Origin of the sequence: Halomonas sp. AOP25-F1-15, from assembly GCF_052378675.1 — a bacterium.
In the GTDB taxonomy this organism is placed as follows: domain Bacteria; phylum Pseudomonadota; class Gammaproteobacteria; order Pseudomonadales; family Halomonadaceae; genus Vreelandella; species Vreelandella casei.
This window is the reverse complement of sequence record NZ_JBQSXV010000002.1, coordinates 79,147-97,958: the sequence shown is the minus strand read 5'-3', so window position 1 is coordinate 97,958 and position 18,812 is coordinate 79,147. Positions and strand designations below refer to the sequence as shown.

The following is an 18,812-nucleotide window of genomic DNA, read 5'->3' as shown; positions in this document are numbered from 1 at the left end:
ACTAGCTGAGAGGAACGATCTGGCCGTTGGATTGATCTAGCACCTCCCGCACCTGCTCATAGTCGACGCTACGCGGATTGCCGCCTTCGTATTGCTCAATTAAACCAACGACATTTAACAGCGTTTCCATGCCATAGGCCTTTTCGTCTGTCGAGGTAAAGGCCTGCACAAAGCTTTCATCGTTGGCGCCCCAGCCTAGCTTGATTGGTGCATCGATAATATTGACCTGGGTACCCACCGGCACGCGCCAGAACACAGATTCAATATCTTCAGGATACATGCGGATGCAGCCTCTGCTGGCGCGCATACCAACACCATCTGGCTGGTTAGTGCTGTGGATCATATAGCCTGGGATATCCAGCAGCATGGTGAAGCGGCCTAAAGGATTCTCAGCACCAGGAGGCACCACGGCGGGTGCTGGGTCGCCACGTTCGGTCGCCTCACGACGAATTGATTCAGGCGGATACCAGGCCGGATTCTCAAGGCGCATGGTCGTTTTCGTAATTCCCAGCGGCGTATTAAAGGCGTCACGCCCGATGCCGATCGGATACGTTTCGACACGCGGCGTTTCGCCAGCCTTAACATCGGGATAGTAATAAAGGCGCAGCTCGGCCACGTTAATCACAATGCCCGTACGCTCCTCATCGGGAAGAATGAACTGACCGGGGATCGTCACCTCGGTTCCCTCCCCCGGCACCCAAAGGCTGACATCAGGGTTAGCCATACGAATTTCTTCGTAGCCCACGTTGTGAGCACGGGCAATATCCATCAGCGTATCTTCTTCTGTGGCTGCGACGGTGGAGACCTCGCCGACCATATTGCCGTTTTCAGGCAGCGGATAATGCCCTCGAGGAGAGTCACTGCCGCTGGCAGCAGCAGCAGACGATGCCAACAGCCATGCACCCAGCGTTATACTGCCGAGCCACAGTTGCTTAACACGCGTTAAGGGGTAGCGCCTAGCAGTCGATATCATGGGTTTTCCTTTTTATGCGGCCTTGGCCTGACATTCACGGCAGGTAGGCTGAAAGCGGTCATTTGACCCGGCAATATGAGCATTGTCAAAGAGTAGGTCAACTCGGTAGATTGTCGCATGGCAGCGGCACGGCGGCCCTAAACACTCACATAGCCTGCTAAAAGTTTTAATGAAACGATTGTATTTCTGAACACAGCGACTAAACTGCTAATTGCCTTAGTGCAACTAAGCACAAGGCGGCGTTAATCATCTTACGCAGTTAGTACAGCTTAATATCTAGCTTGATTTGATGATTAATAAAACTAGGAATAGTAGCGGCAAGAAGATTTCCAGCGCAAGGCAGCTCGGAAGGTTATCAGCCGTTATTAGTTCGCTAGGACTGCAACGCGGAGCCGTTCAGTCCCGATAATAATGCAAGGAGCAAGCAAACATGAAAATGATTAAACCCGCTATTCTAGGTACTCTCGTCGTTCCGGCCTTCATTCTTGCCGCAGGTATGGCAAGCGCTGAAGAAACGACCGAAACAATGGAAGCGACCTACCTCACTACTACGCCAGAAAACACCTTCCATGCGGATGCTTTGACCGGCAATCAGGTTCAAAGCACGGTCGAGGATGATCAAGATATTGGTACCATTACCGATCTCGTGATCAATGAAGATGGCCAAGTCACCGCGGTGGTTGTCGGTGTCGGTGGCTTTCTAGGTATGGGTGAAAAAAGCGTTGCTATCGAGTGGGATTCGCTTGAACTCACCAAAGAAGAAGATGGCGAAGGCTACGTCATTAGCGTTAATGCATCTGAAGATGCTCTCAAAGACGCTGAAGAGTATACGCGTGACTAATGAATTGGCGCTAATAGCCAATATAAAAGCCTTGGCAACCGCCAAGGCTTTTTGTTTTACCGCGCTTTACTTAAAAGGCATTAGTGCTATTTAAAAAAGACTCAACTCATATACCTTTTATTAGAGACTTAAGCGGCATGACGTCTTGATTAAGAAATGGGCCTAACACTTAAAAGCCCATAGAAAAAAAAGACGCCATAACATAGATCAACATTAGCCTTTTAATTTAGCAGTCATGCTAATGTCGGCATTAAGGACTTTAGAAACCGGGCAATTGGCTTTAGCGGTTTCCGCTGCTTCCTGGAAAGCTGCATCGTCTGCGCCACTGATGGCGGCGACAACGTCTAAGTGAATCTTAGAAATATCGAATCCGGCATCGCTTTGGGAAAGAGTCACTTTCGCACTGGTTTCGATAGAATCGGCGGTATAACCCTTCTCACCCAGAATCATTGAAAGCGCCATCGAAAAGCAGCTGGCATGCGCTGCGCCGATCAGCTCTTCAGGATTCGTGCCTTTTTCATCTTCAAAGCGCTGCTTAAAGGAGTACTTGGCATCTAATACGCCACTTTCGGTTGAAACGGTGCCTTTACCATCTTTCAATCCACCTTCCCAACGTGCGCTAGCTTTGCGATCCATGAACAACTCCTTGTACGTGCTAATAGGCAGAAAAATATGTCGCTCTGAGCCCAAGCGGCAGATGCCACCTAGGCTACCTAAACAGCGTAGCTGATTTTTACATGCTCTGCCCAGCAAGCGCCTCCAATAACTTCCATCAGCCTCTGTTCAGTCGTAAGCTAGCTAGCCATCTAACTACATCATTTTGAACACTAAGGGCATTCCATGTCATCCGCTGATGCGCTGCGTCTGCTACTGCTTTCCTCGCTCTGGGGTCTGTCCTTCATCTTCATGCGCGTAGCCGCCCCCGAGTTCGGGCCGGTCCCACTGGTGCTGATACGTATGGGAATAGGCGCGCTGCTATTAATGCCGCTGCTTATCAGCCTGCACTATCTACGCCTAATTTGGCAGCATAAAGGCCCGCTATTACTGCTGGGAATCGTCAATCACGTACTGCCTTTTTCACTGCTGGCACTCGCTACCACTCGCCTTGAAGCAGGTTTCACGTCACTGATTAACGCTACTACGCCTATTTTCACTGCATTGATAGGCGTGTGCTTCTTCGCCACCGCTATACAGCGCCAACAGTACTGGGGCCTCGCCCTGGCGCTGCTGGGGGTTTATGTGCTCTCAGCAAATCGACTCGACTTTGCGCTAGGTGGCGACGGCTGGTTTATTGTGGCGGCACTCGGGGCTACGTTTTGCTATGGCATTGCGAGCAACTACTCTAAAACGCGCCTAGGCCACCTCCCTACCCGCGTTCTGGCCGCGGGCAGCTGCGCGATGTCGGCGCTGGTGCTATTGATCCCCGGCATTTGGTTATGGCCAAGCTCCCCCATCAGCCTTCTGGCTTGGGGCAACGCTATTTCGCTCGCCACACTTAGCACCACGCTGGCATTCCTGCTGTATTTTGGCTTACTCGCCAATGCCGGGGCTACAGCAACCTCGACGGTCACTTTCTTAGTGCCGGTGAGCGCACTGGTATGGGGCTATCTATTGCTGGACGAAACACTAAGCCTTCAGATTATCGCCGGTATGGTAATTACGCTGATAGGTACGGCCATTGCTACCAACCTGCTGCGCCTTAAATCTCGCGGACCACTGCCGCCAACGCATCCCCCGCGCGAATAACGCTGCCCGCACCGACAAGCAGGGTGGCATTTTGGCCGAAGTGCGCGCCTTTCAAGGTAGGCTGAGTATTAAGCACAACCAGCGTTTTCAGCGGTTCTGCAGGCGCAGGCACCGCCGCCGACTGCTGATCAATCGTGATAATTTTGCACCGTTTGCAGGCCTTACGCAGCGTTAGTTGAAAGTTACCGCTCTGCGCTGAAAGCGTCACCCAGTGATCTTCAGCCCATGCCTGGTCGCACTTAATAACGATATTAGGTCGAAAACGATTCATCGGCACCGGCGATTGCCCGCCATCGACCAGGGCTTGATTCAGGGCATTTAAGGAGCCGGTAGTGGTAATCAAAAAGGGATAGCCATCGGCGAAATAAGTATGGGCCGACCCGCCGTCGAGAAAATCTTCTTCAACCGCACGGCTAAACTCCGTGGCAAAGCGTACCAAGCTCAGCCCTTGAGCCTGTTCGCCCAGGGCAGCTTCTAACCATCGCGTTACTTCCTCGCTTTCAGGCCGCGCTTTGCAGTGATCATTCCACACATTAACAAGGCGCAGGTTTCCCTCCGGCTCAGCTAATGGCAGGCGCAGCGGGTCAACGGCGGGGTGTGAAAGCACAAGGTGCTCGTCGGTCAATTCAACGCCGATTGTGGCCAGCGCAGGCAACTGACGCTGCGTCACAAAACGTTGCTGGGCATCAACCAGCATCCAGCGGCGGTCCCAGGCTAGCCCGTGCTCCTGCAACACACTTTGGCTCAAGCTGATGCCTTGTAATGACTTAACGGGGTAGATATTGAGCTGAGCAATTTCCACGGGTGGCCTCATAGCAAGGGAAAAATGCTACTTTAGCCAGTCCCACAGCCGCCGTCACGCTATAGCGTCATGCCTGCTTCGATTCGATAACCTAAGTCGATCACGCTCTGCGTTAACGGCTCACCCCGTATACGGGCTAAAAGCTCGCGCGCCGCTGCTTCGCCGATGGCCTGACGCGGCGTAACCACGCTAGCAAGCCTAGGTGCCATCACTTGCCCTACGTCATGGCCGTGAAACCCCGCCAAGGCCATGCGCCCAGGCACGTCAATCTCACATCGCTGGCACTCAAAATAAGCGCCCACAGCAACGTCATCATTGGTGCAGAACACGCCATCGGCGTCTGGATAGTCAGCTAGCACCTGCTTTAGCAGTGCCGCCCCCACGCTATAAGAGGAACGCTGTGTGCTTTTCAGCGCAATCGGCGTTAGCTCGTGCTCTTCCATAGCAAGGCGATAGCCCTGCTCGCGCTGTCGAGTACGCTCATCTAGCCGTACGCCCAGGTAAATCACCTGACGTCGACCCCGCTGAATCATGGCACTGACCATGTCATAAGCGGCTTGAACGTTGTTATAGCCCACCGCCTGCTGCAGCGCGGGCCGGTAAGTATCCATAATTTCAACTACCGGTATACCGGCGGTTTCCAGCATACGCAGGCTGCGCGGGGTGTGATCGCGGTCAGAAAGAATCACCCCGTCGACGTTATAAGAGAGCAGCGAGGCCAAGCTACGTTCTTCAAGCTCAGGGCTATAGCCATAATGAGCAAGCATCAGATGATAGCCCGCGGGTTCCGTCAGCGATTCGATGCCGACAATCACATCGGCGAAGACCTGGTTGGTCAATGACGGCACCAGCACACCGATAGAGTGGCTGGTCGCTCGGGAGAGTAAATCCGGGGCTCGATTAGGTATGTAGCCGACCTGTTCAGCCACTGAGAAGATGCGCGCGCGTAGTGCTTCAGAAACCGTTTCAGGATCGCGCAGGCAGCGGCTTACCGTCATTTTGGTAGCCCCTACATGGTTGGCAATATCCTGCAGAGTGGGGCGTTTTTTCTTCAAAGTGTTGCGGCCTTATGAAGCGAGGGAGCGTTGGGGTCTACCCTAACCAACAATGAGCCCCCATGCCTATCCCCTCTTTAGCCGAAGGTTTGGCTAAGCGGCGGCGCTAGCGTTGCGGTAAATTGGCCAACAATGGTTGAGGGAGGAAGCGCTATGGAGGCCGTCCTTGCCTCATCGCTGCCCGGTGGCTCTAGGTCCGCTAGCTGGCTTGCCAGCATGCTATCGCCCTTAAAGAAATGCCCCGCCCGGGTTTCCAACCGCTCTCGCAGCAGCTCGCGCGTGCCTTCCAGGTATAAAATGCGCAGTTCAGAATCGCCGTTTCTTAAGCGATCTCTGTAGCGGCGTTTAAGCCCCGAACAAGCAATCACTACTGTCTCGTTTTGCGCTTTATAATTGGCAAATAGCGCTGCCAGCGTGTCCAACCAGCCATGGCGATCATTGTCATTAAGCGGCGTTCCGCTCGCCATTTTGGCCACGTTCTCTGGCGAGTGGTAATCATCACCATCAATAAAGGTGGCGCCTAGCGCCTGTGCCAGATTTTCGCCAATCAACGATTTTCCACACCCGGATGCGCCCATAACTAAGATACGATAAGACGAGGGAATCATTGGGCTAGCTCTCCAAATGTGAAGCCTACGGTGCAAAAGGTTGAAACGACAGTGTACATGACGCTCAAAATGCAGTGGGGTAAGAAATCGATATAAACAAGGGCCTTGCAATTGTTACCGGTAACAATCAAAAGAAAAGGCTAACGGTGCGCTCATTGCTTGTCAAAACAAAACTGTTAACCTGCGACCAACGTCTAGATCTAGCCACTGGCGCTCCATCAAGCTACATTAGCCTACGTCTTTCGTTTCGGAGCACCCATGTCTGTGCAACCATCTTGCAGCGCGTTAGAACTGGATCACCAGCTTTGCTTTGCGCTCTACTCAACCTCGTTGATGATGACGAAGGTTTATAAACCGCTGCTTAAAGAGCTGGGGCTTACCTACCCGCAATACCTTGCCATGCTGGTACTGTGGCAAAACGATGGCATGACCGTTGGCACCATGAGTAAGCGCCTACTAACCGACCCCGGTTCGTTGACGCCGTTACTTAAGCGACTTGAAGCCGATCAACTGCTTAATCGTAAGCGCAGCCATCAAGACGAGCGCGTGGTAGAGCTATACCTTACCGAAAAAGGCAAAGCGCTGCGTGAGCAGGCCTGCCACATTCCTAGCTGCGTCGTGCACGCGAGCGAGCAGTCAATAGAAACGCTGACTGAGCTGAAAGAGGACCTGGTGCGGCTACGCGACAGCCTGCAAAAAAACCAGTGACCCGATGGCCACGGCAAAAGGGTAGTTTTTATTTATCATTTATCTTGTGCGCAAAATAAAGCTGCGCTAGATTGAGGCGGTTAACATAACTAATAACGCTGACAGGAGATTCAATATGACGACCACTACTATCGAAAAAGTTGCTTACCGCGCCCAGGCTACCGCTACTGGTGGCCGTGAAGGCCAAGCTAAATCATCGGATGGCGCGCTAGAGGTTAAACTCAGTACGCCTAAAGAGCTGGGCGGCGCTGGCGGTGAAGGCACCAATCCCGAGCAGCTGTTCGCGGCTGGCTACTCAGCCTGTTTTCTAGGTGCGCTTAAGCATGTAGCGAGTCAAGAAAAAGTAACGCTTCCCGAAGACACTCAAATTGAAGGCAACGTAGGCATCGGCGCAATTCCTACCGGTTTTGGCATCGAAGTTGAGCTAAAAATCAGCCTGCCCGGCCTTGAGCAAGACGTCGCGCAGCAGCTAGTTGATAAAGCCCATATCGTGTGCCCCTACTCCAATGCCACCCGTGGCAATATTAACGTCACCTTGACGCTGGTATAACCGAGCTATTAGCTTAATCTGCTAGCGCCCACACCACCGCTTTCTGCGCATGCAAAGCGGTGGTGTCCTAAGAGCCACCCCCTAAAAGCGTTAGCATCGCCGCGCAAAGGATAGGTTTACCTCTGTGCCCAGCAGTTACCGATATCGGTTAATAGCGAGGAAACGATGAGCGATAACACCTATACGCCTCCCAACGTTTGGAAATGGGAACCTGGCAACGGCGGTAAATTTGCCAATATCAACCGCCCCATAGCAGGCCCTACCCACGATAAAGCGCTGCCCGTGGGCAAGCATTCCCTTCAGCTTTACTCCCTAGCTACACCTAACGGTGTAAAAGTTACCGTGATGCTCGAAGAGCTGCTGGAGCAGGGAATTAAAGACGCAGAGTACGACGCCCATCTGATTCAAATTGGCGAAGGCGATCAGTTCAGCAGCGGTTTTGTTGAGGTAAATCCCAACTCCAAAATCCCGGCACTGATGGATCACTCCACCACTCCACCTCAGCGGGTGTTTGAATCCGGCGCCATCCTGCTCTATCTGGCAGAGAAATTTAATGCCTTCTTGCCGACTGACCCAATGAAGCGCACAGAATGCCTCTCTTGGCTGTTCTGGCAAATGGGCAGTGCACCAATGTTAGGCGGCGGCTTCGGGCATTTTTACGCCTACGCGCCAGAAAAATATCAGTACCCGATTGATCGCTACACGATGGAAGTGAAGCGCCAGCTTGATGTACTTGATCGCCATTTAGCAGAAAACCGCTTTATGGCCGGGGATGAGTACACCATTGCCGATATGGCGATTCACCCTTGGTACGGCGCACTGGTCAAAAACCGTGTTTACGAAGCGGCTGAGTTCTTGGAAGCACACACTTACAAGAATCTATTGCGCTGGACCGAGGAAATTGATGAGCGCCCCGCCGTCAAGCGTGGGCGCATGGTGAACCGCACCTGGGGTGAGCCTAGCGAGCAGCTGCATGAGCGCCATGACGCCAGCGATTTCACGCTTAAAACGCAAGACAAGTTGACTGGCGATAAGTAAGCTGACGGCATACAGCACGGGCGCCTTTAACATCACTAAAGGTGCCCGTGCCTGACACATATCGCTTGGCTGTTTTACGCTAAGCGCTCTTGAATGCGTGAGTTATTGAGTGCGCGAATTATTAAGTGCATAGTTCCATACTCGATAAAAGTAAAAAATATACCCAAGCCCAAACGTTAATAGTGAAATGATCACCCACAGGATAATGTGGCCAATATTGCTGAAGAGGCTGATATTACACACCATTTTCCGCTCCACGCCTGTCGATGTGTCGATAACGGAAGTGCGGTTAATAACAAATCTTGCAAACGAGTATGGAAAGAAAAATAACGCTATACCGAAGGTAATCACACTCAGTATTAGCCAAAGAACCAGATGGCCAATGATGTCGATAATGGAGAGATCCGCTTTAATGTTCACGCTGCATCCTTAAAGAATAAGAGCGGCGCAGAATATCATCACAAAATGCAAACATGCAGTTAAATCAGCAAAGCTGCAGCCTACGCCAGATTCTCCCACCACTTGGCATAAGAACTATTATGCGGGGCGAATCCCGTTTCATCGGGCGCATCATCCTCCCACCATACTGAGCCCCGCTCACCCAATGCTTCTTTAGCGGCTTGCACCGCCTCGCGGGCACGGCCTAATCCCGCTTCATCGTCCTGTTGCTGGGTGGTTCTCACCGCACGTCGAGCTTTCATCAAGGCTTTAATGTGTTCGCGCTTTTCGTCTTCACTTAAACGCGGATCAGTACAGCGCCATAGTCGATTCTTAGCGATAAAGTAGCGCCCATCAGGCGTGTGAGGATATTTATTGGCCATGCATATCCTCCCCTATTGAAAGACGCTTAACAATATTTCACGCGTTAAGCCGCTTAGAAACGCTTCGATAGCGCAATAGAACCAAACTTATCCTGCTCTTCCTGGCCGTCGAATTCACGCGAGCGCTGCACAACCGCGTAGGTGACCTGCCAATCTTCCCAGGCAAGCGCCAGCCCTGCCGAGACATCGCCCACCCACTCTTTACGATCAACCGAGTGGCTGTCTTTGAAAGTATTGCCATCAAGCGTTAGGTTTTGCGCCATGTAGTAGCCGTCTACGCTCGCAAACAGATACCACTGCAAGCCTTGCCTTCCCGTCATATAGTAGCGGCTACCGGGGCTAGGCGTCAGTGTAGGAATGCCAGCAGCCTCATCGCCCCAACGCACGCTGTAGCCCGCGCCAGCGTAGGTATACAGGTTACCTAGTGCGGCACTGACACTCGGCCCATGGGCAAACTCTTTACCGATAAACGGCGTGCTGTTCCACCACTGGCGACGCATAGCAGCATTGACGATTGGCTCATCGCCAATTTGATTATCCCAGCCGTTAGGACGGTCGCTGCCGGTGATACGGTGTACTTCACGCTGAATACTATCGGCAAGTGATGACGGCCCTGCCAACCCAATATCTAGATGCAGGTCAGTCGACTGAACCCAGCTACCCATGGGCACATCTTCGTAAAGCGACACGCCACCATAAACAAGCCCGGCATACGGCCGATCATCTTCGATCAGTCCCGACTGCATAATATCGTTGGGCGTATAAATCTGATGCACCAAACGATAAGCAGCCATGTCTGCACTGCCGATAATGCTATCGGGTAACGCGGTGGCTAGACGCTGGGTCCAGCTTTGTGCCTCAGGCTCAAACATCCAATTAAGCTCAAAACCGCTAGTGAAGTGACCATCGTCACCGCTAGCGATGGCGTCATTTTCATGCTTAATCGTGAACACACTGTTGTCGGCGTGTGCTAGTGCTGGCAGCAGGCTAATGGCTGCTACTAGCGGGAGCAGCTGCCATCGTAAAGAGGGGTATCCGCGCATTGCTCGTTCCTTGAGAGAGGCCTTGAGACAGTTTTTTTGAGACAGCTTTTTGCGATCGCCAACAAACATTGTTGATTGTATGTAGTTGTGCAAAAAGATAGCAAGCTATAGTTTTTCTTTTCCTTATGTGGAAAAGACTAAGCAGTTGAAACAATAGGGATGACCAATGGGTCATCCCTTTTCATATTTATAGCTTAGGCGAATAAACCCAACAATAAAGATTAACGCTCGCGCAGCAGCCATTGAGGGGTGATTTCATGCTGGCCGTTCTCATCGGTAATAAACAGCGATTCTTCGCTGATCATAATGGCCCAGTTGATAGCCCTTGGCAGATCTTTAGCAATCACCGCTAGCGCCTCTTGCGGAAGCCTCGCCACATGCACATTTTTCAACGAGGATACGCTAGGCAGTACTTTGCTTTCCCATAAGTCGACCCGGCCGTATGCAAGCAGCGAAACCCGCTCTGCCCGGCGCGAGCACCAGGTAAGACGCTCGGCATCGGGCAGCCCGACTTCAATCCAGTGCAGCAAACGACCATCCAGGCTTTTCTCCCATAGCGCGGGTTCGTCCACATCGGAAAGCCCGCGGCCAAAAGCTAGCGTCTCGCTGTACCACAGGACATAGGCAAGCAGGCGCGCGGTCATGCGCTCTTCAGTTTCCGAGGGGTGACGCGCCACGGTAAAGCGCAGCGTCTCGTACACGCTGCGATCCAGATCGGTCAGATTAATATCAACTTTATAGGGCGTTGCACTAAGGGCCATGGATGTTTCCAAACGAAAATTTGCGCCAGTGTACCTGATGCATGACGCATCGAGTGAACTGGGCGAGTTAAGGCTGTCGGTAATCCGCTATTAGCGCGCCATTCTTCAGCGTTTCAGTCTCGTGCATAGGCTCACGCCACTGCTCTTCAAGCGCAGACTGATACCACGCCCGCATGGCAGGCAGCGCAAGTAAATGCTCGACATAAGCCTTAGCGTCTTCACTAACCGGCAGATTAAACGTCTGAACGCGAAACGCCACCGGGGCATAAAAAGCATCCACCGCGGTGAAGTTTGCGCCCGCCAAATAAGGCCCGCCAAAGCGCTCAAGCCCCTGCTGCCAAAGCGTATCCAAACGAGCAACATCGGCTTTAAGGCTATCAGACAATCCCTTTAGCTCAACGCGCACGCCGCAATTCATTGAACAATCGTCACGCAGGGCACCAAAACCGCTGTGCATTTCAGCGGCAGCAGAGCGCGCCCAGGCACGTGCGAGCTTATCCGATGGCCACACCGCTTTATGGTGCTCGGCTAAGTACTCAATAATAGCGAGCGAATCCCATATCGCCAGCTCGCCACTGGCCGTCATATCGACTAAGCAAGGCACTAAGCCTGAGGGTGAAAAACGCAGGAAGGTGTCACGACTTTCACCCAAGCCACCTTCAAACGGCATGAGATGTTCATTAAACGGAATGTCTAGAACCTTCATCAATACCCATGGGCGCAGCGACCAGGACGAGTAATTCTTATTGGCGATATAAAGATCAAACATGCACACCTCAGCTTATATAGAGACTGAACGACAATTGATGCCATAAACACGCACAAACCTAGTAAAAATAAACCTAGCAAACACAAATCTAGTAAAAACAGCCGTATCGGCGCACATCCTATGTCTATCTGTTTAGCAGAATTGCTGTCGCCGGACTAGTGATTATCTCAACGCCGTTGCCCGTCCATTTAAACCAAGGTCGTGTATCCAGCCAGCATTCAAGCTGTAAAATGTTACCGATAACATCGACAGTCATTAGCCTTACTTTTTCGGAGCGCTCGCATGAATGGATGGACTCAGACGATGTCCGCAGGACCACTGCTAAGCATTGCCGCAGTGGCTGTCTTATCCCTTTTGGTGTTAATCATCAGGTTTAAAATGCACGCCTTCTTGGCGTTGATGCTGGTGAGCCTGCTCACCGCACTAGCTACCCAAATACCTATTGACGCCATTGTGCCCACGCTGGTGAATAGTTTCGGTGGCACGCTAGGGGCCGTTGCGCTGCTTGTCGGCCTGGGTGCGATGCTTGGCAAGCTTGTCGAGCATTCGGGGGGCGCGAAGGCGCTTTCTGACAAAATGATTGAGGTCTTTGGCGAAAAGCGCGCGCCGTTTGCACTGGGTATCGCCTCGCTGCTAATGGGTTTTCCCATTTTCTTTGACGCTGGCTTAATCGTCATGCTGCCGATTATCTTTGCGGTATCGCGCCGTTTAGGCGGCCCGATACTGCTCTACGCCATGCCTGCGGCCGCGGCATTCTCGGTTATGCATGTTTTCTTGCCCCCTCATCCAGGCCCGGTGAGCGCATCGGAACTGTACAATGCCAACCTAGGTCTCCTTCTGCTAACCGGCGTGATAATTGCCTTCCCACTCTGGTGGATCTCAGGCTACATGTGGGGAAAAGTTGTCGCGAAACGCCATCCGTTCCCGCTGAGTAAGGGACTGTTTGGCGACATTAGCGACGACGAAGTGACCAATCCGCCTTCCGTTGGTGTGGTGATCAGCATGCTGATGCTGCCACTTGTACTGATCTTTATGAACACCGGCCTTAACTCGCTGCGCTCCATCGGCGCGGTTGACAGCGACCAACTGTGGTTTCAGCTGCTTTCAGCGCTCGGCAATACGCCTATCGCACTGCTCATTTCAACGTTAGTAGCCATGTTAGTGCTGGGCCGTCGCCAAGGAATGGAAGGCAATGCGTTAGAAAAAGTGCTCGATTCCTCGCTCGGGCCGATTTGCTCGGTGGTGCTGATTACCGGCGCTGGCGGCATGTTCGGTGGCGTGCTGCGCGCATCGGGCATTGGCGATGCGCTATCCAGCTCGTTAAGCGATATTGGCCTGCCTATCATCCTGGCGGCCTATGTAATTGCAGTGATTATGCGTCTCGCCCAAGGGTCGGCAACGGTCGCACTGGTAACGGCGGCGGGGCTAATGGCGCCCGCCGTGATTGGCGGTGATTTCACCTCAATGCAAGTAGTGGCGATTACGTTAGCCACGGCCGCAGGCTCCGTGTTTGCAGGCCACGTGAATGATTCAGGCTTCTGGCTAGTGGGTCGGCTGCTCGGTATGGATGTCAAAACAACGCTGAAAACGTGGACCGTCCAGCAGGCCCTTGAGTCAGTGGTCGGCTTTATCTTCGCGTATATCATTTTCATGATGTTTTAGGTGACCACTATGAAGCAGGCACTTTTCGATATTAGCGACCGCTTAGCGCTGGTCACCGGCTCTTCTAGAGGGCTTGGCAATGCTCTCGCAAGAGGATTGGCACACCAGGGCGCGCGGGTCATCCTACACGGGCGTGATCTAGACAAAGTGAAGGCAGAAGCAGATAAAGTGGCGCAAGACACAGGGGCCACCGTTGAAGCGATCAGTTTCGATGTCACCGATGCTAACGCTACCAAGCAGGCGCTTGAAACACTGATTGATAACTACGGAACGCCGGATATTCTGATCAATAATGCCGGGCTTCAGCGCCGCGCACCGTTCAATGAGTTTGACACTGCTGATTGGGATGCTCTTATCGCGACCAATCTGTCGAGTTTATTTTATGTTTCCCGCGCCTTAACGCCTGCTATGAGCGAACGCGGCTCCGGCAAAATCATTAACATCGGCTCCGTGCAGTCTAAACTTGCCAGAGAAACCATCGCGCCTTACTCCGCCACAAAAGGCGGCGTTGCGCTACTGACACAGGGCATGGCCGCGGATTTGGCCCGCTTCAACATCCAGGTCAACTGTATTTCTCCCGGCTATTTCAAGACCGAAATGAATACCGCTTTGTGGCAAGACCCAGCCTTTAACCAATGGGTCGAAAAGCGTACGCCAGCCCAGCGCTGGGGGCATTTCGACGAGCTGGTGGGCACGCTTATCTATCTCTGCTCGGGCGCCTCAAGTTTCGTTTCGGGACAAAATATTTTCGTCGATGGCGGGATGACCTCGGTCGTATAACTGCCCAGACCTTCCCTTTAGGAAGCAGCGCCATGCAAGCATTAGTCATTCACGGTAAGCAAGATCTACGGGAAGAAAGCATTACACTGCCCGCATTAGCCTCTGGAAAAGTACGTTTGCGTATGTCTTTCGGCGGCATCTGCGGCTCAGATCTTCACTACTATCATGAGGGAGCCAATGGCGCTTTTGTGATTCGTGAACCAATGATTCCCGGCCACGAGATGTCGGGAATCGTCGAGGAAGACCCTAGCGGGCAATGGCCGCAGGGAACACCGGTCACGCTGCACCCTGCAACGTTTGGCAACAGCCAGCCCGGCATCGAAGACAAGCCGCACCTGTGGCCCAATGGTGCTTATCTAGGCTCTGCCTCTACCTGGCCGCATACGCAGGGTGGCATGAGCCAGTTTTTAGATGCCGATATCAGTATGCTAAGGGCACTGCCTGGTACCTTGCCTCTGGCGCGCGCCGCCCTAGCAGAACCCTTATCCGTGGGCTTGCATGGCATCCAGGTAGCCGGCGGGGTCGATCAAAAGCGCGTATTGGTATGCGGTGCGGGGCCCATTGGCTTGCTCGCCGCAGCGGCAGCGCTTGCCAAAGGGGCCCGCGAAGTTTGCATTACCGACGTTCTGGATGGCCCGCTATACCGCGCCCGCAAACTGGGGGTGCATAGCACTATTCAGGTAGGCACGGATGAGCTGCCTCAAGAAGCTTTTGATGTGGTGCTTGAGTGCACCGGCGTTCCCGCATCGATCAACAGCGCTATTCTCGCCGTACGTCGTGCAGGCGTTATCGTTCAAATAGGCATGATGCCTGCAACGCCACAGCCGATTGCGCTAGCGTCATTGATTTCAAAAGAGGCTCAGCTGAGAGGCTGCTTCCGTTTCAACGATGAAATTGATGAAGCCATCAGGCTGCTCGCTGCCGATGCCCGCTTCGATAGCGTCATCACTCACGTGCTGCCTGCCAAAGACGCCCAAGACGCGTTTTCTATTGCTAAAGATGCGCAAGTATCCGGCAAAGTGTTGATCGAGCTTTGGAAGTAACAAACACAGGCATAAATCGTAGAAATAAAACGGGGGTGACGCCGGCGTCACCCCCACTCCCAGTCAAAATTTATTAACCAAATGCTTATAAGCAGACCTTAAAGCGAGATGTTAAAAGTTAGCTTTGCGCTTTTCTACAAAGGCGCTCATACCTTCTTTCTGTTCTTCACCGGCGAAACAGAGGGCAAACAGGCTCGTTTCCAGCGCCAGCGCGCTATCAAGGTCTTGGTCTAATCCATCGTGAACCGCTTGTTTAGCGCCGCGCACGGACTGCGGGCCATTGCCTTTAAGCTGCTTGGTGAGTTCTTCGACGTAGCTCTCCAGCTCAGCCTGCGGCATTACTCGGTTAACGAGCCCGATACGCAGCGCTTCTTGGGCATCAATCTTACGACCCGTGGTGACAAGGTCAATCGCCATGGCGGGGCCAACGCGACGCGGCAAGCGCTGGGTGCCACCAAAGCCGGGGATCACACCCAGCAGCACTTCTGGCTGCCCAAACACGGCGTTATCGCTGGCTACGGCCCAGTCGCAGGCCAGTGCCAATTCGCAGCCGCCGCCAAGGCAAAACCCGTTTACCAGCGCGACCACCGGCACTGGCAATGTCTCTAAGCGTTTAATCGTGCGTAGCGCTTGGCTGGCAAATGCTCGCGCCTCTTCAGGCGTTTTTTCGCGCATTTCGGTAATATCGGCTCCCGCCACGAAGGATTTCTCGCCCGCCCCCGTAATCAGCACCGCGCGTAAACCCGGGTGAGCTTCCAGCGCCACTAAATGGGCTTCTAATGCGGCGAGCACTTCGCTGTTTAGCGCATTGAGCGCCTTAGGACGATTAATGGTTAATCGCACCATTCCATCGTTATCAACTTTCTCAATCACTGACTCACTCATGGCGGGCTCCTTAATTGTTATGGGCATACGCTGTTATATCGTAGCCAGAAAAATACCACTCAACCCTAGCGAACGCTTGGTTGAGTGGCAATGACTTATTTATGCAGCCTTTCTCGGCTTAGCATTGAGACCATCCCGCTCTCAATTAATCGTAGTGGTAAAAGCCGCGGCCGGTTTTTCGACCGAGATAGCCTGCGGCTACCATGCGTTTAAGCAGCGGGCACGGGCGATATTTGGGGTCGCCAAAGCCTTCTTGAAGCACGTTCATAATCGCTAAACAGACATCTAGGCCAATCAGGTCTGCCAGCGCTAGCGGCCCCATGGGATGTGCGGCACCTAGCTTCATGGCGTCATCAACTGCTTCTGGGGTGGCGGTACCCTCTTGAACAATAAACGCCGCCTCGTTGATCATCGGCACTAGTAAGCGGTTCACTGCAAAGCCCGGCGCATCGCCCACCAGCACGGCGGTTTTGCCTAATGCCTTGGCAAGCTGCTCGATACGCTCAACGGTAGCGTCAGAGGTCTGCTCGGCGCGAATCACTTCTACCAATTTGAGCACCGGCACGGGGTTAAAGAAGTGCATGCCTACCACGCGTTCGGGATGTTCGCACACCGCCGCCAAGCGGGTGAGCGACAGCGATGAGGTATTGGAGGCCAAAATAGCCGTGCTGTTCAATTGGCTTAGATCGCGAAAAAGCGTCTCTTTGAGTGCTGGCTGCTCAGGCGCTGCCTCAATAATCACCGCACAGTCGCTAAGCGCCTGTAACGAGGTCGTGGTCGAGAGGCGCGCCAAAGCGGCCTTTTTATCTGCCTCCGTGATCTTTTCTTTAGCAACCAGCTTGGCTAAGCCTTTGTCGACGTTCGCCTCGGCGCGACCCAGCTGCTCTTCGGCCACATCAAAAAGACGTACCGCAAACCCGCTGGCGGCCACTACCTGGGCAATCCCCTGCCCCATCGTACCCGCGCCGACGACGCCAATTAGTTGGTCACTCATTCACTTTCTCCTTAATCCACTATCAATGATTTTTAGCTTCTTCACGCAATACGAATTTTTGTATCTTACCCGTTGAGGTTTTCGGCAGTTCGCTGAAAATCACCGTCTTAGGCACTTTGTAGCCCGCCAAACGTTCGCGACAGTGGGCGATAATATCGGCCTCAGTGACTTCCCCGTAGCCGACTTTCAGCTTCACAAATGCACAGGGCGTTTCGCCCCACTTCTCGTCGGGCTTAGCCACCACCGCCGCCTCTTCAACGGCAGGATGGCCGTAAATAGCGTCTTCTACTTCGATGGTCGAGATGTTTTCACCACCGGAAATAATGATGTCTTTAGAGCGGTCTTTGATCTCGATATAGCCATCCGGGTGCCACACAGCCAAATCGCCGGTGTGATACCAACCACCCGCCAGCACCTGCTCGGTTGCCTCAGGGTTTTTTAAGTAGCCCTTCATCACGTTATTACCGCGCATCAGTATCTCACCCATGGTTTGACCGTCTTTGGAGACAGGTTCCATCGTGAGCGGGTCGGCCACGCATAGTGCTTCGAGCATGTGATAGCGCACACCCTGGCGAGCTTTTATTTTCGCCCGCGCCTCAAGCGGCAACTCATCCCACGCCTCACGCCAGGCACAAACGGTCACCGGCCCGTACACCTCGGTTAAGCCGTAAACGTGGGTAACCTCGATGCCTAGAGTTTCAACGCCAGCAATCACCGCGGCAGGCGGCGCAGCACCGGCGGTGGTAACTTTCACCGAATGATCGAACTGGCGCTTATCTTCAGCGGGCAAATTAACTAAGCCATTGAGAATAATCGGTGCGCCGCTGAAGTGGCTAACCTTTTCATCAGCAATCAGTTGCATAACCTTTTTAGGCTCGACACGGCGCAGGCACACGTTGACGCCTGCATTGGCGGCAATCGTCCATGGAAAACACCAGCCATTGCAGTGGAACATAGGCAGCGTCCACAGATAGATCGGGTGGTGGGGCATCGCCCACTCCATAATATTGCTCACCGCGTTCAGGTAAGCGCCACGGTGGTGATAAACCACGCCCTTGGGTTTTCCCGTTGTGCCAGAGGTATAGTTGAGTGAGATCGCATTCCATTCATCGTCAGGTAGCTGATAAGCGAAATCGGCGTCACCTTCATTGAGCAGCGCTTCGTACTCAATCTCCCCAATACCGTCTATTTCACCCAGAAACGCCACGTCGGCCACATCGATGATCAGCGGCTTATGTTCGAGCTTGGCAACGGCCTGCTGGATAACGTCAGCAAACTCGGGGTCCACCAGAATCGCCTTGGCTTCGCCATGCGCAAGCATGTAGCTGATCGCCTCAGCATCCAGGCGGATATTTAAGGTATTGAGCACACAGCCCGCTAGTGGCACGCCAAAATGCGCTTCAAACATAGCTGGAATATTAGGCAGCATGGCCGCCACCGTTTGACCCGGCTGAATACCACGCTGTTTGAGCGCAGAGGCAAGCTGGCGGCAGCGCGTCCAGGTTTCGCCCCAGGTGCGGCGAGTGCTGCCATGCACGATGGCGGGATAATCGGGGTAAATCGACGCGGAGCGCTCGATAAAGGTCAGCGGCGAAAGCGGCACGTGATTGGCAACGGTTTTGGGTAAGCCTTGCTCGAAGATAGCGCTCATAGTCGACTCCTACCTATTGTTATTAAAAGCGATCGTTTTAAATGCATGTTTTGATAGCCTACAAACAGCGCCGCCGCCTTTA

The 18,812-nt window shown here is 53.2% G+C and carries 21 protein-coding genes; 8 read left to right on the top strand and 13 right to left on the bottom strand.

Translation table 11 applies throughout. The annotated features are described in order from the left end of the window. Position 1 precedes the first annotated feature (1 nt). A complete protein-coding gene (locus ACT3TF_RS03825) occupies positions 2-973 on the bottom strand; it encodes a L,D-transpeptidase family protein (RefSeq protein WP_444671619.1) in 972 nt (323 codons plus the stop codon). Positions 974-1,403: 430 nt separating this feature from the next. Between ACT3TF_RS03825 and ACT3TF_RS03820 the strand changes: the two genes are divergently transcribed. Beyond that, on the top strand, positions 1,404-1,814 hold the full coding sequence (locus tag ACT3TF_RS03820; protein ID WP_441684585.1) for a PRC-barrel domain-containing protein: 411 nt from the start codon (positions 1,404-1,406) through the stop codon (positions 1,812-1,814). Between the two features lie 213 nt (positions 1,815-2,027). Here the strand turns inward: ACT3TF_RS03820 and ACT3TF_RS03815 are convergent, their stop codons facing one another. Further along, the gene (locus ACT3TF_RS03815; RefSeq protein ID WP_096281515.1) at positions 2,028-2,450 is read right to left on the bottom strand and encodes an OsmC family protein; all 423 of its coding nucleotides are present in this window, start codon (positions 2,448-2,450) and stop codon (positions 2,028-2,030) included. Positions 2,451-2,654: 204 nt separating this feature from the next. On the opposite strand from ACT3TF_RS03815, the gene ACT3TF_RS03810 reads away from it, so the two are divergent. Further along, complete coding sequence (locus ACT3TF_RS03810) at positions 2,655-3,560, top strand: DMT family transporter (protein ID WP_096281517.1); 906 nt, start codon at positions 2,655-2,657, stop codon at positions 3,558-3,560. Here ACT3TF_RS03810 and ACT3TF_RS03805 read toward each other — a convergent pair. The 3 genes from ACT3TF_RS03805 to ACT3TF_RS03795 form a co-directional block, all read right to left on the bottom strand. After that, positions 3,514-4,362 carry an MOSC domain-containing protein gene (locus ACT3TF_RS03805; protein ID WP_441684587.1) on the bottom strand — a complete coding sequence of 283 codons (849 nt, stop codon included), beginning with the start codon at positions 4,360-4,362 and terminating at the stop codon, positions 3,514-3,516. The two genes, ACT3TF_RS03810 and ACT3TF_RS03805, sit on opposite strands and share 47 nt — an antisense overlap. Positions 4,363-4,421: 59 nt before the next feature. After that, on the bottom strand, positions 4,422-5,417 hold the full coding sequence (gene gntR / locus ACT3TF_RS03800; RefSeq protein WP_096281521.1) for a gluconate operon transcriptional repressor GntR: 996 nt from the start codon (positions 5,415-5,417) through the stop codon (positions 4,422-4,424). A 77-nt stretch (positions 5,418-5,494) separates the two neighbouring features. Further along, positions 5,495-6,025 carry a gluconokinase gene (locus ACT3TF_RS03795; RefSeq protein ID WP_096281523.1) on the bottom strand — a complete coding sequence of 177 codons (531 nt, stop codon included), beginning with the start codon at positions 6,023-6,025 and terminating at the stop codon, positions 5,495-5,497. Positions 6,026-6,283: 258 nt separating this feature from the next. Here ACT3TF_RS03795 and ACT3TF_RS03790 point away from each other — a divergent pair, with 258 nt between their 5' ends. From ACT3TF_RS03790 to yghU, 3 genes are all read left to right on the top strand, one after another. Further along, positions 6,284-6,733, top strand: a complete 450-nt coding sequence (locus ACT3TF_RS03790) for a MarR family winged helix-turn-helix transcriptional regulator (RefSeq protein ID WP_096281525.1) — start codon at positions 6,284-6,286, stop codon at positions 6,731-6,733. 115 nt (positions 6,734-6,848) lie between these two features. After that, positions 6,849-7,283: an organic hydroperoxide resistance protein gene (locus ACT3TF_RS03785; RefSeq protein ID WP_096281527.1), complete on the top strand. Its 435-nt coding sequence runs from the start codon at positions 6,849-6,851 to the stop codon at positions 7,281-7,283. Between the two features lie 165 nt (positions 7,284-7,448). Then, positions 7,449-8,321 (top strand): glutathione-dependent disulfide-bond oxidoreductase, encoded by an 873-nt coding sequence (yghU, locus tag ACT3TF_RS03780; protein WP_444671618.1) that lies wholly within the window; start codon positions 7,449-7,451, stop codon positions 8,319-8,321. Positions 8,322-8,423: 102 nt separating this feature from the next. Here the strand turns inward: yghU and ACT3TF_RS03775 are convergent, their stop codons facing one another. The 5 genes from ACT3TF_RS03775 to ACT3TF_RS03755 all read right to left on the bottom strand — a co-directional run bounded on the left by ACT3TF_RS03775 (position 8,424) and on the right by ACT3TF_RS03755 (position 11,715). Continuing rightward, positions 8,424-8,741, bottom strand: a complete 318-nt coding sequence (locus ACT3TF_RS03775) for a DUF6693 family protein (protein WP_444671617.1) — start codon at positions 8,739-8,741, stop codon at positions 8,424-8,426. An 80-nt stretch (positions 8,742-8,821) separates the two neighbouring features. Then, on the bottom strand, positions 8,822-9,142 hold the full coding sequence (locus ACT3TF_RS03770; protein ID WP_096281533.1) for a hypothetical protein: 321 nt from the start codon (positions 9,140-9,142) through the stop codon (positions 8,822-8,824). Positions 9,143-9,195: 53 nt separating this feature from the next. Continuing rightward, the gene (locus tag ACT3TF_RS03765; protein WP_192536051.1) at positions 9,196-10,185 is read right to left on the bottom strand and encodes a lipid A deacylase LpxR family protein; all 990 of its coding nucleotides are present in this window, start codon (positions 10,183-10,185) and stop codon (positions 9,196-9,198) included. Between the two features lie 221 nt (positions 10,186-10,406). Continuing rightward, the gene (locus ACT3TF_RS03760; protein ID WP_096281537.1) at positions 10,407-10,946 is read right to left on the bottom strand and encodes a YaeQ family protein; all 540 of its coding nucleotides are present in this window, start codon (positions 10,944-10,946) and stop codon (positions 10,407-10,409) included. Between the two features lie 67 nt (positions 10,947-11,013). After that, entirely contained in the window at positions 11,014-11,715 is a 702-nt protein-coding gene (locus tag ACT3TF_RS03755) for a glutathione S-transferase family protein (protein ID WP_444671616.1), read from the bottom strand. Between the two features lie 282 nt (positions 11,716-11,997). On the opposite strand from ACT3TF_RS03755, the gene ACT3TF_RS03750 reads away from it, so the two are divergent. Genes ACT3TF_RS03750 through ACT3TF_RS03740 form a run of 3 tightly spaced genes read left to right on the top strand, consistent with a single transcriptional unit; the run spans position 11,998 to position 15,200 of the window. Continuing rightward, positions 11,998-13,377 carry a GntP family permease gene (locus ACT3TF_RS03750; RefSeq protein ID WP_096281541.1) on the top strand — a complete coding sequence of 460 codons (1,380 nt, stop codon included), beginning with the start codon at positions 11,998-12,000 and terminating at the stop codon, positions 13,375-13,377. A gap of 9 nt (positions 13,378-13,386) precedes the next feature. Next, on the top strand, positions 13,387-14,157 hold the full coding sequence (locus ACT3TF_RS03745; protein WP_096281543.1) for an SDR family oxidoreductase: 771 nt from the start codon (positions 13,387-13,389) through the stop codon (positions 14,155-14,157). A 32-nt stretch (positions 14,158-14,189) separates the two neighbouring features. Further along, positions 14,190-15,200 carry an L-idonate 5-dehydrogenase gene (locus ACT3TF_RS03740; protein WP_444671614.1) on the top strand — a complete coding sequence of 337 codons (1,011 nt, stop codon included), beginning with the start codon at positions 14,190-14,192 and terminating at the stop codon, positions 15,198-15,200. 111 nt (positions 15,201-15,311) lie between these two features. Here the strand turns inward: ACT3TF_RS03740 and ACT3TF_RS03735 are convergent, their stop codons facing one another. The 3 genes from ACT3TF_RS03735 to ACT3TF_RS03725 form a co-directional block, all read right to left on the bottom strand. After that, positions 15,312-16,085, bottom strand: coding sequence for an enoyl-CoA hydratase/isomerase family protein (locus ACT3TF_RS03735; RefSeq protein ID WP_096281550.1), 774 nt, complete (start codon positions 16,083-16,085; stop codon positions 15,312-15,314). A gap of 145 nt (positions 16,086-16,230) precedes the next feature. Then, positions 16,231-17,079 (bottom strand): 3-hydroxybutyryl-CoA dehydrogenase, encoded by an 849-nt coding sequence (locus tag ACT3TF_RS03730; RefSeq protein ID WP_444671612.1) that lies wholly within the window; start codon positions 17,077-17,079, stop codon positions 16,231-16,233. A 22-nt stretch (positions 17,080-17,101) separates the two neighbouring features. Then, complete coding sequence (locus ACT3TF_RS03725) at positions 17,102-18,730, bottom strand: acyl-CoA synthetase (protein ID WP_444624636.1); 1,629 nt, start codon at positions 18,728-18,730, stop codon at positions 17,102-17,104. Positions 18,731-18,812: the final 82 nt, after the last annotated feature.

What these genes read in the sequence shown, in the direction of transcription:
- ACT3TF_RS03825 (WP_444671619.1), bottom strand. Translation starts at nt 973, where the DNA reads ATGATATCGACTGCTAGGCGCTACCCCTTAACGCGTGTTAAGCAACTG.
- ACT3TF_RS03820 (WP_441684585.1), top strand. Translation starts at nt 1,404, where the DNA reads ATGAAAATGATTAAACCCGCTATTCTAGGTACTCTCGTCGTTCCGGCC.
- ACT3TF_RS03815 (WP_096281515.1), bottom strand. Translation starts at nt 2,450, where the DNA reads ATGGATCGCAAAGCTAGCGCACGTTGGGAAGGTGGATTGAAAGATGGT.
- ACT3TF_RS03810 (WP_096281517.1), top strand. Translation starts at nt 2,655, where the DNA reads ATGTCATCCGCTGATGCGCTGCGTCTGCTACTGCTTTCCTCGCTCTGG.
- ACT3TF_RS03795 (WP_096281523.1), bottom strand. Translation starts at nt 6,025, where the DNA reads ATGATTCCCTCGTCTTATCGTATCTTAGTTATGGGCGCATCCGGGTGT.
- ACT3TF_RS03790 (WP_096281525.1), top strand. Translation starts at nt 6,284, where the DNA reads ATGTCTGTGCAACCATCTTGCAGCGCGTTAGAACTGGATCACCAGCTT.
- ACT3TF_RS03785 (WP_096281527.1), top strand. Translation starts at nt 6,849, where the DNA reads ATGACGACCACTACTATCGAAAAAGTTGCTTACCGCGCCCAGGCTACC.
- yghU (WP_444671618.1), top strand. Translation starts at nt 7,449, where the DNA reads ATGAGCGATAACACCTATACGCCTCCCAACGTTTGGAAATGGGAACCT.
- ACT3TF_RS03770 (WP_096281533.1), bottom strand. Translation starts at nt 9,142, where the DNA reads ATGGCCAATAAATATCCTCACACGCCTGATGGGCGCTACTTTATCGCT.
- ACT3TF_RS03765 (WP_192536051.1), bottom strand. Translation starts at nt 10,185, where the DNA reads ATGCGCGGATACCCCTCTTTACGATGGCAGCTGCTCCCGCTAGTAGCA.
- ACT3TF_RS03760 (WP_096281537.1), bottom strand. Translation starts at nt 10,946, where the DNA reads ATGGCCCTTAGTGCAACGCCCTATAAAGTTGATATTAATCTGACCGAT.
- ACT3TF_RS03755 (WP_444671616.1), bottom strand. Translation starts at nt 11,715, where the DNA reads ATGTTTGATCTTTATATCGCCAATAAGAATTACTCGTCCTGGTCGCTG.
- ACT3TF_RS03750 (WP_096281541.1), top strand. Translation starts at nt 11,998, where the DNA reads ATGAATGGATGGACTCAGACGATGTCCGCAGGACCACTGCTAAGCATT.
- ACT3TF_RS03745 (WP_096281543.1), top strand. Translation starts at nt 13,387, where the DNA reads ATGAAGCAGGCACTTTTCGATATTAGCGACCGCTTAGCGCTGGTCACC.
- ACT3TF_RS03740 (WP_444671614.1), top strand. Translation starts at nt 14,190, where the DNA reads ATGCAAGCATTAGTCATTCACGGTAAGCAAGATCTACGGGAAGAAAGC.
- ACT3TF_RS03735 (WP_096281550.1), bottom strand. Translation starts at nt 16,085, where the DNA reads ATGAGTGAGTCAGTGATTGAGAAAGTTGATAACGATGGAATGGTGCGA.
- ACT3TF_RS03730 (WP_444671612.1), bottom strand. Translation starts at nt 17,079, where the DNA reads ATGAGTGACCAACTAATTGGCGTCGTCGGCGCGGGTACGATGGGGCAG.
- ACT3TF_RS03725 (WP_444624636.1), bottom strand. Translation starts at nt 18,730, where the DNA reads ATGAGCGCTATCTTCGAGCAAGGCTTACCCAAAACCGTTGCCAATCAC.